The organism is Gordonia sp. NPDC003424 (genome assembly GCF_053588655.1).
This window is the reverse complement of the sequence record NZ_JBSFQJ010000029.1, coordinates 14,538-30,340: the sequence shown is the minus strand read 5'-3', so window position 1 is coordinate 30,340 and position 15,803 is coordinate 14,538. Positions and strand designations below refer to the sequence as shown.

Sequence of the window (15,803 nt, the reverse complement as noted above, 5' to 3'; positions counted from 1 at the left end):
CGCCGCAACCGGCCACCACCGACGAACTGGCGTGTGCGATCGGCCCGCCTTCACCACTTCGGAGCTTGAGCGCGTCCGATCCCGATCCGGACGACATCGGTTCAGGACTAGGGCATGTGTCTCAATTCCACTGCCAAGACCCGCAAAGGGTTGGGAGACATGCCCTAGATTTGTCATCGTGATCTCTCACGTCGGCGGGTACCTCCGCCACATCATGGATGTCTGCGCCGACGACCGATCGGGAGAGCCGGCCGATTACATCCCCGAGCTGACGCAGGTCGACCCGGACGGCTATGGCCTCTCGCTGTGTATGCACGACGGTCACCTCTACAACGACGGGGACAGCGGGCACCGGTTCACCATCCAGTCGGTGTCGAAGCCGCTGACGTACGCCCTCGCACTGACCCGACTCGGGTTCGCGGAGGTCGATGACAAGATCGGTGTGGAACCCTCCGGCGAGGCCTTCAACGAGATCCGGGTCGACGATCGACGTCGACCGAAGAACCCGATGATCAACGCGGGTGCGATCCTTGCCTCGTCGTTGCTGTTGCCGCCGGTGCGGGACGTGAATCCGTCGACGGTCGACCGTGTCTTCGCCGAACTCGTCGAGTTCTTCTCCGAGTGCGCGGGCCGCCGGCTGACGCTCGACGAGAACGTCTACCGCTCGGAGGCGCAGACCGGTGCCCGCAATCGCGCGATCGCCTACATGCTCGACAGCTTCGGAGTGGTCGACACGGATCCGGAGGCGGCGCTCGACATCTACTACCGGCAGTGCTCCCTGGAGGTGACGACCGCCGATCTCGCCGTGATCGGCGCGACCCTCGCCTGCGGGGGTGTCAATCCGCGCACCGGCCGTCAGGTCCTCAAACCGGAGGTCGCGCAGCGGGTGATGGCGGTGATGACCATGTGCGGGATGTACGACGGCGCGGGTGACTGGGTGTCGGCGGTCGGCCTACCCGCGAAAAGCGGTGTGGGTGGCGGAATCCTGGCCGTCCTGCCGGGGCAGCTGGGTATCGGCGTGTACTCGCCGCGGCTGGACCGGCACGGCAACAGCGTGCGCGGCATCCTCACCTGCCGGCATCTGTCGACGGACCTCGGACTGCACATGTTCAACCTCACGCGCGAGAGTCGCGTCACCATCCGGACGATCTACGACATCGGCGAGTTCGAGGTGGGTGCGGACTGGGGAGAACGTGAACGCAGCTTCCTGCGCACCTGCCGCGACCGTGTCCGGGTCTACGAGCTGCAGGGTGACCTGACCTTCTCGGGAGCGGAATCGGCGATGCGTCGACTCGAGAGCGACATCGACGCCTTCGAGGCGGCGATCGTGGATCTCTCCCGCATCGATGCCATCGACCCCGTCGCCCGGACCATGTTGCTGACGTTCAAGCACACCCTGGAATCCCGCGGGCAGCTCGGTCTGGTCGTCGATCCGGATTCCGTGCTCAAAGCCAGCGTCGAGCGTCATCGGCACGATCACATCTCTCCGGATCTTGTTGCACCCGAAGCGCTTCGGGGTTTCGATCCGACACTGCCGCACGTCCATTCGACGATGGACGCCGCGGTCGCCGACGCCGAGGCGTTCCAGCTGAAACGCCGCCTCGCCGGCGACATGCTCGACGGCGGGGATGCTGCTGTGCCCGGCGAGGACACTCTAAGCTGACCCACGTGCGTCTGGTCATAGCGGAATGCCAAGTGGACTACGTGGGTCGGTTGACGGCGCACCTGCCGATGGCGAAACGGCTGCTGCTGATCAAGTCCGACGGATCGGTCAGCGTGCACGCCGACGATCGCGCCTACAAGCCGCTGAACTGGATGAGCCCGCCGTGCTGGCTGGCCGAGGCGCCCGTGCCCGACGGCGTCGAGGCGCAGGCGTACTGGGTGGTCACCAACAAGGCCGGTGAGGAACTGCGCATCACCATCGCCGCCATCGAGCACGACTCCGCACACGAACTCGGCGTCGACCCAGGTCTGGTCAAGGACGGCGTCGAGGCCCACCTGCAGGAGTTGCTCGCCGAGCACGTCGACACCCTGGGGCCGGGACACACCCTGGTCCGTCGCGAGTACATGACCGCCATCGGCCCGGTGGATCTGCTCTGCCGGGACGCGGGGGGCGGCACGGTTGCGGTCGAGATCAAGCGGCGCGGTGAGATCGACGGGGTCGAACAGCTGACGCGGTACCTCGAGCTGCTCAACCGGGATCCGCTGCTGTCGCCGGTGTCCGGGGTGTTCGCCGCGCAGCAGATCAAGCCGCAGGCGCGCACGCTCGCCGAGGATCGCGGAATCCGTTGTCTCGTCCTGGATTACGATGCGCTGCGCGGAGCCGAGAGCACCGAGTTCCGATTGTTCTGAGACCGTCGGCCGGGATCGGTCAGGACCGCGGGGAACCCTTGGTCGCGGACACGGTCTGCGGGGTCCCGTCGGATGCCGCCCCGTCTGTCGGGACCTTGTCGGTCGGCGCGTCGTCGGTTGGGACTGCGTCGGATGCCACCCCGTTGGGTGCCGATCCCTTCGACGACGAACCGATCTTGGCCTGCGCCGACAGTGAGCCGTTGAGGAGCTCGAGGTCATCGGCGGCATTCAGCTCGGCGAGTTCGCGGTGGTGCGCGGTCAGGTGCATCGGCAGCTGCGCCACGTGGTCGCGCACCTGATTCAGCTGGTCGACGACATCCTGGCGGGCCAGTTCGGCCATCGCCGCCACGTCCCGCGAGCGGGCCAGCCGTTCGGTCGCGATGGCGGCGGCGGCGTCGCGCACCTGCCGGGCGTCACGCTGGGCCTTCTCCCGTTGGTCGGCGAGCTCGGCGTCATGCTGCTCGCGCTCGGCCCGTCGCGTCTGGGCACTCTGCCGCTCGAGTTCGGCGGCCTCCTCGGTGGCGGCGGCGACGATACGTTCGGCCTCCGCCTTGGCGGCCGCCATCGTCTCGGTGTGCTCGACCTCCATCGCCGCCCGGCGTTCGGTGGTGAGCCGCTCGGCCTCGTGCGCGGCGTCGATGATCTGCTGGGCTTCGGCCTGCGCCTCGGCGCGGATACGCGCAGCGTCGGCTTCGGCATCCGCGCGCATCGAGTCGGCCTCCTGCCGGGCCACCGAAGTGGTCTCGGCGGCCTCGGCGGAGGCGTCCGCACGCATCTCCGAGGCCTCGTCGGCCGCCAACTGCAGCATCCGGGACAGACGTTCGCTCATGCCCTGCGCGGTGGTGGGGGGCACCGACAACTTGTCGACCTCGCGGCGCAGGTCTTCGATCTCGTCGCGCGCCTCGTCGAGATGAGCGGCGAGTTCGTGTGCGTTGGCCGTGGCGGCGTCGCGGTCGGCGGCGAGGACGCGCATCTCGGCATCGATCCGGCGCAGGTGTTCGGCCACCTGATCGCGGTCGAAGCCGCGCATCACGGTGGCAAACGGTAACGGCCGCGGTGCGGGTGCTGACATGGGAGCAAGTCTAGGGCATGCCCCCGACACGCGGCCCGGGACTTCGGTCCCGAGTAGGTCAGTGACCTGCGGAATCCTTTGCAGGCTCAACGAGTTCGAGCAACACGCCGCCGGCGTCCTTGGGGTGCACGAAGTTGATCCGCGAGTCGGCGGTACCGCGCCGCGGAGCGGGGTAGAGCACCCGGATGCCGGCCTCGGTGAGGCGGGCCATCACGGCCTCCACGTCGGTGACGCGGACGGCGAGCTGCTGGAGGCCGGGGCCGTTGCGGTCGAGGAACTTCGCGATGGTCGAGGACTCGTCGAGCGGGGCGAGGAGTTGGATGACCGTGCCGCCGGACGCGGCGGCCGAGCGGGGGCCTACCATCGCCTCGCGCACGCCCTGGCCCTCGTTGACCTCTTCGTGCAGGGTCTCGAAGCCGAGATTGTCGAGATACCACTTCTTGGCGGCGTCGAGATCGGGTACCGCGATGCCGGCATGGTCGACGGCGACCACGAGGTCGGAGATCAGCGCCGTCGGAGCGGCGGCATCGGTCGTGGGGTCAGTTGCTGAAGACGTCATGCCCTAACGGTAGCGTTGGGGGTACACGCGTGCCGAGCGGGCGTTCGGTCTGCCCGGAATTTCCCGATGTTGGAGGTACTTCATGTCCACGAACACCGACCAGTTCTCGACGGTCATCGTCGGCGGGGCCCGGACACCGTTCGGCCGGCTGCTGGGGTCGCTGAAGGACTTCAGCGCCGTGGATCTCGGCGCCGTCGCGATCAAGGGCGCTCTCGAGCGCACGGGGGTTCCCGCATCGGCCGTCGACTACGTCATCATGGGCCAGGTGCTGACGGCCGGAGCCGGCCAGATGCCCGCCCGCCAGGCGGCGGTCAAGGCCGGCATCGGGTGGGACGTCGCGACCCTGACCATCAACAAGATGTGCCTGTCGGGCATCGACGCCATCGCGCTCGCCGACCAGCTGATCCGCGCCGGCGAGTTCGAATGCGTGGTCGCCGGCGGCCAGGAGTCGATGACCCAGGCGCCGCACCTGCTGCCCGGCAGCCGCAACGGCTTCAAGTACGGCAACACCGAACTCGTCGACCACCTGGCCTACGACGGACTGTGGGACGCCTTCACCGATCAGCCGATGGGCGCGCTGACCGAGCAGGGCAATGACACCAATGGGTTCACGCGTGCCGAGCAGGACGAGTTCGCCGCGACCAGCCACCAGCGGGCGGCCATCGCGTGGAAGAACGGGGTGTTCGCCGACGAGGTCGTGCCGGTCGAGATCCCGCAGCGCAAGGGTGATCCGATCTCGTTCGCCGAGGACGAGGGCGTGCGGGCCGACACCTCCGCGGACTCGCTCGCCGGCCTGCGTCCCGCGTTCCGTAAGGACGGCACCATCACCGCCGGCAACTCGTCGCAGATCTCCGACGGCGCGGCCGCGGTCATCGTGATGAGCAAGGCCAAGGCGCAAGAGCTCGGCGTCTCCTGGCTGGCCGAGATCGGCCCGCACGGCGTGGTCGCCGGTCCGGACTCGTCGCTGCAGGCGCAGCCGGCCAACGCCATCGAGAAGGCCTGTGCGCGCGCCGGAATCGCACCGACCGACCTCGACGTCATCGAGATCAACGAGGCGTTCGCCGCCGTCGGGCTGGCCTCCACGCAACAACTGGGCGTCGACCCGTCGATCGTCAACGTGAACGGTGGCGCGATCGCGGTCGGGCACCCGATCGGCACGTCCGGCGCCCGCATCACGCTGCACCTCGCACTCGAGCTGCAGCGCCGCGGCGGCGGTGTCGGCGCGGCCGCACTCTGCGGCGCCGGCGGCCAGGGCGACGCGCTGATCGTCCGCGTTCCGAAGCAGTGAATGGAGATCTGTACTACAGCAGGTAGTAGCCGGGCGTGGTGATTCGGCACAATGGAGACCATGTCGCAGTTCTTTGATCTCAGCACACCTGCCAAGCGCTTCCGATTCGTCGCCGTCGCGGAGGCCGTCACCTGGCTGGCCTTGCTCGTCGCGATGTTCTTCAAGTGGGTGCTCGGGCATACCGAGGCGGTGGCGGTGCCGGGCATGGTGCACGGGATCGTGTTCATCGTGTTCGTGCTGACCTCGGTGCTGACCGCCCGGCAGCTGCGGTGGTCGCTGCCCGTCACCGGGCTCGCGCTGATCTCGAGCATTCCGCCGTTCGGCACGATCGTGTTCGAGTGGTGGGCCCAGAAGAACGGGCACCTGGCCGAACTGTCGGAGGGGTCGGCGCCGCAGCAACTGGCCGCCTGAGCGGCTCGAGAGTCGAGGAGGCTCCGTGATCGTCGCGTTCAGTCTGTCGCCGTCGGGCGGTGATGCCGTCGACGCGGACGGCGGGATGAGTGAAGCTGTCGCCGCCGCGGTGCGGGTGGTGCGCGAGAGTGGTCTGCCCAACCAGACCACGGCGATGTTCACCTACCTGGAAGGGGAGTGGGACGAGGTGATGGCGGTGGTCAAGCGTGCCGCCGACGCCGTCGCCGAACACGCCCCGCGGGTCGGCCTGGTCCTCAAGGCCGACATCCGGCCGGGGCATACCGACGAGCTCACCGGCAAGGTCGAACGGGTCGATCAGCATCTCCGCTGATCCGATGGAGACGGCGAACGCGCGCAGATCCCGGGTCGCGGTTGCGGTTGTCTTCGCGCTCAACGGCTTTCTGGCGGCGATGTGGGTCGCCCACATCCCGGTCATCTCCGCGCGTACCGCAGTCTCGCATGATCAGCTCGGTGGGTTGTTGTTGCTGCTCGGGATGTCGGCCTTCGTCGGGATGCAGATCTGCGGTCCACTGATCGATCGCTGGGGATCGCGCCCCACCACCGTCGCGGCGGCGATCCTGTTGAGCCTGTCCATCCTGGGCCCGGTGACGGCGGCCGGGCCGGTGCCGTTGGCCGCCGTGCTGGCCGTCTTCGGCTTCGCCAACGGCTCGCTCGACGTCTCCATGAACGCCCAGGCGGTGGTCGTCGAGCAGATCTACGCGCGGCCGATCATGTCCACGTTCCACGGCTTCTTCTCCGTCGGCAGCCTCGCCGGGTCGGCCATCGTGGCCGCTGCGCTGTGGGCGGACCTCGGTGTCGTGCGGACGGTCCTCGCCGCGGTCGTCCTCGGTGTGCTCGTCACGGCCGTCGTCGCACGTAATCTCGCCGGTCGACCCGATGCGGCCGCCGGCGGCCGGTCTGTCGGCGATACCGATGAGCCGGATCGGCGGGCACCGTGGTGGCGCGGGGTGGACATGCGCCGGCTCGCGGTGCTGGCCGTCGTCGCGTTCGCGCTGATGCTGGCCGAGGGCACCGCCTACGACTGGAGTGCGCTACACGTCGTGGAGACCTACGGCGTGCGCGACGCGGTCGGCGCGATCACGTTCGGTGCGTTCAGCGCGGCGATGACCGTCGCGCGCTTCGGGGTGGACCGCGTCGCCGCGGCGGTCGGCCCGGTGGCAGTGGTGCGGATCGGATCGCTGATCGGCCTTGTCGGCATGCTGACCGCGATCCTCGCTCCGACGACGGGCTGGGCGATCACCGGGTGGGCGGTGTTCGGCGTCGGCCTGGCCGGGTTGATCCCACAGATCTTCACCGCCGCCGGCAATCTCACCGACGGTGCGAGCGGCCGCAGCATCTCGCTGGTCGTCGGGTGCGGCTACCTCGGGATGCTGGCCGGTCCGGCGATCGTCGGCTTCATCAGCAACCGCAGCTCGCTGGCGACGGGTCTGGTGGTCGCGGTGGTCGCACTGGTGGTCGCGATTGCGGCGGCGGGCGTCGTGCGGCCGCGGCAGGTGCCGATCCGGGATTGACCGGTCGACGCGTCGGTGGGCGGTCCTTATCGCAGGCAGAGCGATCGAGCCGACACCGTCCCGTGACACACTGGTGGGGTGAGCAGACCAACCAACCGGCAGCAGGCGGCCGCGGCACGCCAGCAGGCTGCCTCCGCGGCGGTGGCCATGTCCGGCGCCGTCGACCTGTCCGGCCTCAAGGAACGCGCCGAGGCTCAACGCGCCGGAGCCCAGCGTTCCGCTCCGACGGCTCCGACGGGGCCACCCCCGTCGGCGGCGGCCCCGTCCGGGCCTCCCGCGGGTGCGGCGGTCGTCGACGTCACCGACGCGACCTTCGAGACCGAGGTGCTCGCCCGCTCCGAGCAGCAGCTGGTGCTCGTCGATCTCTGGGCCGAATGGTGCGAACCGTGCAAGCAGCTCTCGCCGGTCCTCGAGTCGCTGGCCTCGCGTGCCGGTGGCGCATGGGTGCTCGCGAAGATCGACGTCGACGCCAATCAGCGTGTCGCTCAGGCCTTCCGGGTGCAGTCGATCCCGATGGTGGTGGCCATAGCGCACGGTCAGCCGGTGGCGGCGTTCAACGGGGTGCGCTCGGAGGCGGAGATCTCGCAGTGGGTTTCGGAGATCCTTGCGCAGGTGGGCGACACCCTCGTCGGAGGCGAACCGAGCGGACCCGAGCCCGAGCCGGAGGACCCGAGAATGGTCGCCGCGGAGGAGAGGCTCAACGCCGGTGACTTCGACGGCGCGCTCGCGATCTACCGCGCGATCGCCGAGGTGGAGCCCACCAACACCGAGGCCGCCTCGGCCGCACGCAATCTCGAATTCGTGCTGCGTGCCCAGGCGCACGACCCGGCGATCGTGGACAACGCCGCCCCTACCGACGTCGATGCGCAACTCGCCGCGGCCGACGTGCTACTCCTCGCGCAACAGCCGGATGCCGCCTTCGACCGCATCATCAACGTCGTCAAGGTGACCGCGGGCGACGATCGCACCCGGGCGCGGACGCGGCTGCTGGAACTGTTCGAGCTGTTCGACCCGGCCGAGCCGTTCGTCGTCAGCGCGCGGCGGAAGTTGGCGACGGCGCTGTACTGATCACGATGCTGTACTGATCGCGATGTGGCGCATTGAGATCGGTTGGCGCGCTGGTGATCTCGATGCGGCGCCTCGCTGCGCTCGGTGCCTTACTCGATCGGCGGAGGGGGCCGCTGTTCGAGTGGGCGGTGGGACCTACTCGACGATCAGCGGGACCCGCCTCCGCTGATCGAGTGGGCGGTGGGCCCCACTCCACGATCAGCGGGACCCGCCTCCGCTGATCGAGTGGGCGGTGGGCCCCACTCCACGATCAGCGGGACCCGCCTCCGCTGATCGAGTAAGTGAGGAGCGTAGCGACGAGCGCATCGAGATCGTTTGGCGCCCGGTTGATCTCGATGCGGCGCCTCGCTGCGCTCGGTGCCTTACTCGATCAGCGGGCGGGCGAGGTGATCTCGATGCGACGAGCGCATCGAGATCGACCGGCGGGGTCCACTCGCGGCATCACTGATCGGACTTGGGGGCCAACCAGATCGCGGAGTTGGCGGGGATCACCACGGTCGCCGACGTCTCCCGGCCGTGCCAGCCGGGACCGTCGGCGGTCACGCTGCCGAGGTTGCCCTTGCCGGCGCCGTTGTACGCCTGCGAGTCGGTGTTCAGGATCTCCTCCCACACACCGGGTCTCGGCAGGCCCACCCGGTAGTTGTCGCGGTCGGAACCGGAGAAGTTGAACAGGCAGGCGACGACCGAACCGTCCGAACCCCATCGCAGGAACGTGATCACGTTGTTGGCGGTGTCGTTGGCGTCGATCCACTCGTAGCCCAACGGGGTGCCGTCCTGGGTGTAGAGGGCGGGCCGTGCGCGGTAGGTGCTGTTCAGGTCGGTCACCAAAGCCGATATGCCCGAATGCAGCTCACCTTCCCAGCCCTCCATCTGGTGCCAGTCGAGGCTGCGGCTCTCCGACCATTCGCCGGTCTGGCCGAACTCCTGTCCCATGAACAGCAGCTGCTTGCCGGGGTGGGACCACATGTAGGCCAACAATGTTCGTACACCGGCCGCCTTGGTCCACGAGTCACCGGGCATTCGCGACCACAGTGTGCCCTTGCCGTGCACCACCTCGTCGTGGGAGATCGGCAGCACGAAATGCTCACTCCACGCATACATCAGCGAGAAGGTGATCTCGTGGTGGTGGAAACTGCGATGCACCTGGTCGCGTCCGAGATAGCCCAGGGTGTCGTGCATCCACCCCATGTTCCACTTGAAGCTGAACCCGAGCCCGCCGAGCGTGGTCATCTGGGTGACACCCGGCCACGCGGTGGACTCCTCGGCGATCGTCACGACGCCCGGAAACAGCTTGTGCACAGTCGCATTCGTCTCCTGGAGGAATTGCACCGCCTCCAGGTTCTCCCGGCCGCCGTAGATGTTCGGGCGCCAGCCACCCGCCGGGCGGGAGTAGTCGAGGTACAGCATCGACGCGACCGCGTCGACGCGGAGGCCGTCGATGTGGAACTCCTCGCACCAGAACAGCGCGTTGGCCACCAGGAAGTTGCGTACCTCGCGTCGGCCGAAGTTGAAAACGTATGTGCCCCAGTCCAGTTGCTCGCCACGCATCGGGTCGCCGTCTTCGTAGAGCGGGGTTCCGTCGAACCGTGCGAGCGCCCAGTCGTCCTTGGGGAAATGCGCCGGTACCCAGTCGACGAGCACACCGATGCCGAGCGAGTGCAGATGATCGACCAGGTAGCGGAAGTCGTCGGGGGAGCCGAACCGAGCCGTCGGCGCATAGTACGACGTGACCTGATATCCCCACGACCCACCGAACGGATGCTCGGCGACCGGCAGGAATTCCACATGGGTGAAACCCTTTTCGACGAGATAGTCACCGAGTTGGTCGGCGATCTCCCGATACGACAAGCCGTGCCGCCACGACGCCAGGTGCACCTCGTAGACGCTCATCGGCGCGGTGACCGCATCGGCTGAGACGCGTCGAGCGACCCAGTCGTCGTCGGACCAGGTGAAGTCCGACGAGGTGATCACCGACACCGTCGACGGCGGGGTCCGTGTCTCACGGGCCATTGGGTCGGCCTTGTCGCGGACGGCGCCGTCGGCGCAGTGCACCCGGAACTTGTACTGCTGGCCGGCGCCGACGTCGGGGACGAACACCTCCCAGATGCCACTGCTGCCGATCATGCGCATCGGTGCGAGACGTCCCTGCCACGCATCGAAATCGCCGATCACCGCCACGCCGTGCGCATTCGGCGCCCAGACCGAGAATGCGGTTCCGTTCACCTCGCCGTCGGGCGTGGTGTACGAGATGGGCCGCGCACCGAGGATCTCCCACAGCTTCTCGTGCCGGCCTTCGGAGAACAGGTGCTGGTCGATCTCTCCGAAGCTCGGCAGGAAGCGGTAGCCGTCGGCGACGACATACTCGTCGGAACCTCCCTCGCCGTTGGGGTAGACCACGCGGTAGCGGTAGTCGATCAGGTCGGGCATCGGAACCGCGACCACCCACAGGTCGTCGCTCTGCCGGAGCATCGGATAGTCGACTCCGCCGATCACCGCGGTGACCGATTCGGCGTCGGGCCGCAGTGTCCGCAGGATCGTGTGGCCGTCCGGGGCGTCGTGGGCGCCGAGGAAGGAGTGCGGGTCGGGGTGGGTCAGGCTGAATATGCGACGCAGATCGTGATCGGACGCAAACGGTTGGGGAGCAGCCGGTTTGGTGCTCTTGGCTGACCTCGAGGTCTTCGTCGCACTGCTCGACCGAGGGCTTTCCGGTGTCTTGGTCACGGCAACCTCACTGAATCCGATAGGCGAGTCGACGGGCGGTGGACGGGTCGAGCGGGGGCAGCGCCAGGATGTGGGCAACCTGATGCCACGGTTCGAGCTGGACGTAGTTGGCCTGGCCCCAGTGGTATTCGTATCCGGTGACCTCGTCGCGGACGGGGAAGCGATCGTGCCACTCGAAACCGAGGGCGGGCAGATCGAGCCAGACGGTGGAGGTCTCGGTGCCGTACGGATTGAGGTTGATCACGACGATGACCCGGTCGCCGCTGACCGGATCGACCTTGGAGTAGGCGATCAGGGCCGGGTTGTCGACGTGGTGGAAACAGATGTTGCGCAACTGCTGTAGTGCCGGATGGCGGCGACGGATCGCGTTGAGCGAGGTGATCCACGGTTCCAGCGACTCGCCACGGCTCGACGCCGCCTTGTAGTCCCGCGGCCGCAGCTCGTACTTCTCCGAGTGCAGATACTCCTCGCTGCCCTCGGCGACGGCGACGTGCTCGTAGAGTTCGTAACCGCTATACACCCCCCATGTCGGCGCCAGGGTGGCGGCCAGCGCCGCGCGCAGAGCGAACATTCCGGGCCCGCCGTGCTGCAGGCTGGCGTGCAGGATGTCGGGGGTGTTGACGAACAGGTTGGGGCGCGCCTCGTCGGCGTGCTCGGCGAGTTCCCGGCCGAACTCCTCGAGCTCCCACTTGGTGGTCTTCCAGGTGAAGTACGTGTAGGACTGGGTGAACCCGGCGCGGGCCAGGCCGTACAGCCGAGCCGGGCGGGTGAACGACTCGGACAGGAACAGCACGTCCGGGTCGCGTTTCTTCACCTCGCTGATCAGCCACTCCCAGAAGTTCGGTGGCTTCGTATGGGGGTTGTCCACGCGAAAGATCTTGATACCCAACCCAACCCAACCGAGGACCATCTTGAGCACGGCACGGTAGATGCCGTTGCGGTCGTTGTCGAAGTTGAGCGGGTAGATGTCCTGGTACTTCTTCGGCGGGTTTTCCGCGTAGGCGATGGTGCCGTCGGGCAGGACGGTGAACCACTCGGGATGCTCGGCCGCCCACGGGTGGTCGGGGGCGCATTGCAGCGCGAGGTCGATGGCGACCTCGAGTCCGAGTTCGTGCGCGCGCGTGAGGAAGTAGGTGAAATCCTCCACGCTGCCGAGTTGCGGATGGATGGCGTCGTGGCCGCCCTCGTCGGAGCCGATCGCCCACGGCGACCCGACGTCGTCGGGGCCGGCGACCAGAGTGTTGTTGCGGCCCTTGCGGTTCACCTGGCCGATCGGATGGATCGGCGGCAGGTAGACGACGTCGAATCCCATCCCCGCGATGCGCGGGAGGTCGCCGACCGCGGTGAGGAACGTGCCGTGCACCGGCGTGCCGTCGTGATCCCAGCCGCCGGTCGAGCGCGGGAAGAACTCGTACCAGGAACCGAACAGCGCTCGACGGCGATCCGCCCAGACGCGGTACGACCTGGACTTCGTGATGTATTCGCGGATCGGATGGTGGTGGAACAGTTCGACGATCTCGTCGGAGATCGCGAGGATCACGCGGTTCTCGATCCGCCTGCGCTGCGCGCGCAGCGAGGCGATCGCGTCGTCGAGTACCTCGTAGGACTCGACGGGGAAGGAGTCGCGCGCCCGTTCGAGCAGGCGTGCACCGGTTTCGAGGTCGTTGGCCATGTCCTCGGGTCCCTGACCGGCGTCGACCTTCTTGATGACCGCGGACCGCCACGTCGTGTACGGGTCGCTCCACGCCTCGATGCGGTACACCCAGAAGCCCTCGACGTCGGGTACGAACGCCGCGTTGAAGGCGTCGGGGGTTTCCGGTGCCGGGACCATCCGGATGTCGCGGCTGCTGTGGTCAGGGCCATCGATGTGCACGGTGACGCCGATGGCGTCGTGGCCTTCCCGCCACGCGATGGTGCTGACCGGAATGAGTTCACCCACAACGGCTTTGACCGGGAATTGGCCTGCCGACACGAGGGGTTGGATATCGTCGATCCCCATCCGCCCGATCACTCACGATCTCCTCTCGTCGCGTTGCGCGACCCGTCGGCGGATGCCGATCCGGCTGCACCGTTGCCTGCTGTTGCCGTTCCTCTCAACCGTAGGGGATCTAGGCCAGTCTGCCCAACGCAGAACGGACAAGATCGCCGTCGGTCGTCCGCCAGAACGGCGGTAGCGACGCGAGCAGGTATCCACCGTATCCGGCCGAGGCGAGTCGGGAGTCGAGAATGGCGACGACACCCCGATCATCGGTCGACCGCAACAGGCGACCCGCGCCCTGTGCGAGCAGCAGCGCGGCGTGATTGGCGGCGACGGTGAGGAAACCGTTTCCGCCGCGGGCCTCCACCGCGCGCTGGCGGGCGGTGAGCAGCGGGTCGTCGGGACGCGGAAACGGGATCCGGTCGATCACCACGAGACTGCACGACGGCCCGGGTACGTCGACGCCCTGCCACAGGGACAAGGTGCCGAACAGGCAGGTCTCGGGGTCGTCGGCGAAGCGGCGCACCAGTGCAGAGGTCATGTCGTCGCCCTGACAGAGCACCGGATGGGCGGTGCGGCCGCGGATGGCCTCGGCGGCCTCCTTGGCCGCGCGCATCGACGAGAACAGCCCCAGGGTGCGCCCACCGGCGGCATCGATCAGCCCGGCCAACTCGTCCATGGTGGCCGGGGCGATGGCGTCACGGCCGGGCCGCGGGAGGTGGCGGGCGACATAAAGGATTGCCGATTTCGGGTAGTCGAACGGGGAGCCGGCGTCCAGGCCCGACCAGCGGATCGTCCCGGTGTCCGACGGGGCGGTCAGGCCGGTGGCCGTCACGTCGACCGCAGAGGTGCGGGTGCCGGTGTCCGGCCCGGCCACCTGGCCGTTCGTGTCGCGGCGCCCGCTCGCCGGCAACCCCCACGTCGCGGCGAGCGCATCGAAGTTGCCGCCGATGGTCAGGGTCGCCGACGTCAGGATCACGGTGGACTGCGCGAACAACGACGCGCGCAGCAACCCGCCCACCGACAGCGGCGCGATCCGCAGCACCGGGCGGACCTCACCGGCGAACTTGTCCTGCGCCAGCCACACGACGTCGCGTTTTCTGGTCTCGTCGACGACCTCGAAGGCGGTGAGGATGCGGACGACGGTGTCGTGGGTCTCGTCCAACGAGGTCAGCGCTGCCGAGCGTGCGGCCGCGGACTCGTCGTTCCCGCCGCCGGGCACGCGCACCGGCCCGATCCCCGAGCGCGCCTGCCAGAGGCGGTCGCGCAGCGATGCCAATGCCTCGGCCATCCCCGACGGCAGGCGGGTCCACTCCCGCACCGGGCAATCGTCGAGCAGCTCGCCGATCAGCTCCCCGGCACCGAGCAGGGCATCGGCGATCTCGTCGTCGAGCAGTTTGCCGCAGCGTCGGGCGACCAGGGTGATGCCCGCCCCGGAGATCTCCTCGGTGGACACCGAGGTGATGCGGTCGACGAGTTCGTGGGCCTCGTCGATCACCACGACGTCGTGCTCGGGCAGGATGCTCGCCGGGCTCATCGCGTCGATCGCCAGCAGTGCGTGGTTGGTCACCACGACGTCGACGGTGCCCGCCGCGCGCCGCGATTTCTCGGCGAAGCAGTCCTCGGCGTAGCTGCAGTTGGCCGCACCCAGGCATTCCCGGGCGGTGACGCTGACCTGACGCCACGACCGGTCGGACACGCCAGGGGAGAGATCGTCGCGGTCACCGGTGTCGGTGTCCGAGACCCATTCGCGCAGCCGTGTCACCTCCCGCCCGGTCCGCGACAACTCGAACGCATCGAACAGCTCAGTGGCCGGCTCCTCGGCCGTCCCACTGTGAATCTTGTTCAAGCACAGGTAGTTTCCACGTCCCTTCAGGATCGCGAAGGACGGCTCGCGGCCCAGTTGCCCGGCCAGGGCCGCGGCGAGCCGGGGGAGGTCGCGTTCGATGAGCTGGCGTTGCAGGGCGATCGTGGCGGTCGACACCACCACGGTCCGGCCGGATTCCATCGCGTGGCGGATGGCCGGGACGAGATAGGCCAACGACTTCCCGGTGCCGGTGCCCGCCTGCACGGCGAGGTGCTCGCCGGTGTCGATCGCGTGCGCCACCGCCGAGGCCATGCGGACCTGGCCGCCGCGGCGGCTGCCGCCGAGTGCGGTGACCGCGGAGTCGAGCAACGCGGTCACCGGTGGGGCACCGCTCATTCGGTGCGCGACGATCCGTTGTAGAGCAGGTCGCCGACGAGTTCGACGCCGACCTCACGCATCTCCCGCAATGCCTGCGACGTCGTCTGCGGCGAGACGGCGGCGGTGAAGTTCAGCAGTACCCGGGTGCCGAACCCGTTGGCCGCCGCATCGAGCGCCGTTGCGCGCACGCAGTGGTCGGTCGCGATACCCACGACGTCGACGCGGTTGATGCCCTGCCGGTGCAGCCAGTCGGCCAGTCCGGTGCCGTCCTCGTCGGTGCCCTCGAACCCGGAGTAGGCGGCCGAGTACGCGCCCTTGGAGAACACCGCCTGAGCCCGCGACGCGTCGAACGACGAATGGAACCACACGCCGTCGGTGCCGACCCGGCAGTGCGGCGGCCACGAGTCGACGAAATCGGGACGGTCGGAGAAGTGATCACCCGGATCGATGTGGTAGTCACGGGTGGCGACCACGGTCTGGTACTCGTCGAGGATCGAGTCGATGGCGCGCGCCACCGCGGCGCCGCCGTTCACGCCGAGCGCGCCGCCCTCGCAGAAGTCGTTCTGCACGTCGACGACGATGAGTGCCTGATCGCGGGGCGCCTTGTCGGCGGGGCTGTTGTCGGGCATCGGGTACT

The 15,803-nt window shown here is 68.3% G+C and carries 13 protein-coding genes; 7 read left to right on the top strand and 6 right to left on the bottom strand.

Annotated elements, in window-relative coordinates; all coding sequences use genetic code 11:
• The first annotated feature begins 178 nt into the window (after positions 1–178).
• Both glsA and nucS read left to right on the top strand, forming a co-directional pair.
• The gene (glsA, locus tag ACWDTI_RS25990) at positions 179–1,663 is read left to right on the top strand and encodes a glutaminase A (RefSeq protein WP_449741021.1); all 1,485 of its coding nucleotides are present in this window, start codon (positions 179–181) and stop codon (positions 1,661–1,663) included.
• A 5-nt stretch (positions 1,664–1,668) separates the two neighbouring features.
• Complete coding sequence (gene nucS, locus ACWDTI_RS25985; RefSeq protein WP_449741020.1) at positions 1,669–2,352, top strand: endonuclease NucS; 684 nt, start codon at positions 1,669–1,671, stop codon at positions 2,350–2,352.
• Between the two features lie 19 nt (positions 2,353–2,371).
• Here the strand turns inward: nucS and ACWDTI_RS25980 are convergent, their stop codons facing one another.
• Together ACWDTI_RS25980 and mce are read right to left on the bottom strand one after the other, a co-directional pair.
• The gene (locus tag ACWDTI_RS25980; RefSeq protein WP_449741019.1) at positions 2,372–3,424 is read right to left on the bottom strand and encodes a hypothetical protein; all 1,053 of its coding nucleotides are present in this window, start codon (positions 3,422–3,424) and stop codon (positions 2,372–2,374) included.
• Positions 3,425–3,482: 58 nt separating this feature from the next.
• Entirely contained in the window at positions 3,483–3,983 is a 501-nt protein-coding gene (gene mce / locus ACWDTI_RS25975) for a methylmalonyl-CoA epimerase (protein WP_449741018.1), read from the bottom strand.
• 82 nt (positions 3,984–4,065) lie between these two features.
• Here mce and ACWDTI_RS25970 point away from each other — a divergent pair, with 82 nt between their 5' ends.
• From ACWDTI_RS25970 to ACWDTI_RS25950, 5 genes are all read left to right on the top strand, one after another.
• Positions 4,066–5,271 carry an acetyl-CoA C-acetyltransferase gene (locus ACWDTI_RS25970; protein WP_449741017.1) on the top strand — a complete coding sequence of 402 codons (1,206 nt, stop codon included), beginning with the start codon at positions 4,066–4,068 and terminating at the stop codon, positions 5,269–5,271.
• A gap of 51 nt (positions 5,272–5,322) precedes the next feature.
• Positions 5,323–5,682: a DUF3817 domain-containing protein gene (locus ACWDTI_RS25965; protein ID WP_449741016.1), complete on the top strand. Its 360-nt coding sequence runs from the start codon at positions 5,323–5,325 to the stop codon at positions 5,680–5,682.
• A 25-nt stretch (positions 5,683–5,707) separates the two neighbouring features.
• Entirely contained in the window at positions 5,708–6,013 is a 306-nt protein-coding gene (locus tag ACWDTI_RS25960) for a thiamine-binding protein (RefSeq protein ID WP_449741015.1), read from the top strand.
• Positions 6,014–6,017: 4 nt separating this feature from the next.
• Entirely contained in the window at positions 6,018–7,214 is a 1,197-nt protein-coding gene (locus ACWDTI_RS25955) for an MFS transporter (RefSeq protein WP_449741014.1), read from the top strand.
• 147 nt (positions 7,215–7,361) lie between these two features.
• Complete coding sequence (locus ACWDTI_RS25950; RefSeq protein WP_449741036.1) at positions 7,362–8,282, top strand: tetratricopeptide repeat protein; 921 nt, start codon at positions 7,362–7,364, stop codon at positions 8,280–8,282.
• Between the two features lie 441 nt (positions 8,283–8,723).
• Here ACWDTI_RS25950 and glgB read toward each other — a convergent pair whose 3' ends face one another.
• The 4 genes from glgB to ACWDTI_RS25930 form a co-directional block, all read right to left on the bottom strand.
• Entirely contained in the window at positions 8,724–11,003 is a 2,280-nt protein-coding gene (gene glgB / locus ACWDTI_RS25945) for a 1,4-alpha-glucan branching protein GlgB (RefSeq protein ID WP_449741013.1), read from the bottom strand.
• 7 nt (positions 11,004–11,010) lie between these two features.
• Positions 11,011–13,014, bottom strand: a complete 2,004-nt coding sequence (locus ACWDTI_RS25940; protein ID WP_449741012.1) for a maltotransferase domain-containing protein — start codon at positions 13,012–13,014, stop codon at positions 11,011–11,013.
• 97 nt (positions 13,015–13,111) lie between these two features.
• Positions 13,112–15,184, bottom strand: coding sequence for an ATP-dependent DNA helicase (locus tag ACWDTI_RS25935; protein ID WP_449741011.1), 2,073 nt, complete (start codon positions 15,182–15,184; stop codon positions 13,112–13,114).
• Complete coding sequence (locus tag ACWDTI_RS25930) at positions 15,181–15,795, bottom strand: isochorismatase family protein (RefSeq protein ID WP_449741010.1); 615 nt, start codon at positions 15,793–15,795, stop codon at positions 15,181–15,183. The genes ACWDTI_RS25935 and ACWDTI_RS25930 overlap by 4 nt, the downstream gene beginning before the upstream one ends.
• Positions 15,796–15,803 lie beyond the last annotated feature (8 nt).

What these genes read in the sequence shown, in the direction of transcription:
- ACWDTI_RS25935 (WP_449741011.1), bottom strand. Translation starts at nt 15,184, where the DNA reads ATGAGCGGTGCCCCACCGGTGACCGCGTTGCTCGACTCCGCGGTCACC.
- ACWDTI_RS25930 (WP_449741010.1), bottom strand. Translation starts at nt 15,795, where the DNA reads ATGCCCGACAACAGCCCCGCCGACAAGGCGCCCCGCGATCAGGCACTC.
- ACWDTI_RS25970 (WP_449741017.1), top strand. Translation starts at nt 4,066, where the DNA reads ATGTCCACGAACACCGACCAGTTCTCGACGGTCATCGTCGGCGGGGCC.
- ACWDTI_RS25955 (WP_449741014.1), top strand. Translation starts at nt 6,018, where the DNA reads ATGGAGACGGCGAACGCGCGCAGATCCCGGGTCGCGGTTGCGGTTGTC.
- mce (WP_449741018.1), bottom strand. Translation starts at nt 3,983, where the DNA reads ATGACGTCTTCAGCAACTGACCCCACGACCGATGCCGCCGCTCCGACG.
- ACWDTI_RS25980 (WP_449741019.1), bottom strand. Translation starts at nt 3,424, where the DNA reads ATGTCAGCACCCGCACCGCGGCCGTTACCGTTTGCCACCGTGATGCGC.
- ACWDTI_RS25965 (WP_449741016.1), top strand. Translation starts at nt 5,323, where the DNA reads ATGGAGACCATGTCGCAGTTCTTTGATCTCAGCACACCTGCCAAGCGC.
- ACWDTI_RS25950 (WP_449741036.1), top strand. Translation starts at nt 7,362, where the DNA reads ATGTCCGGCGCCGTCGACCTGTCCGGCCTCAAGGAACGCGCCGAGGCT.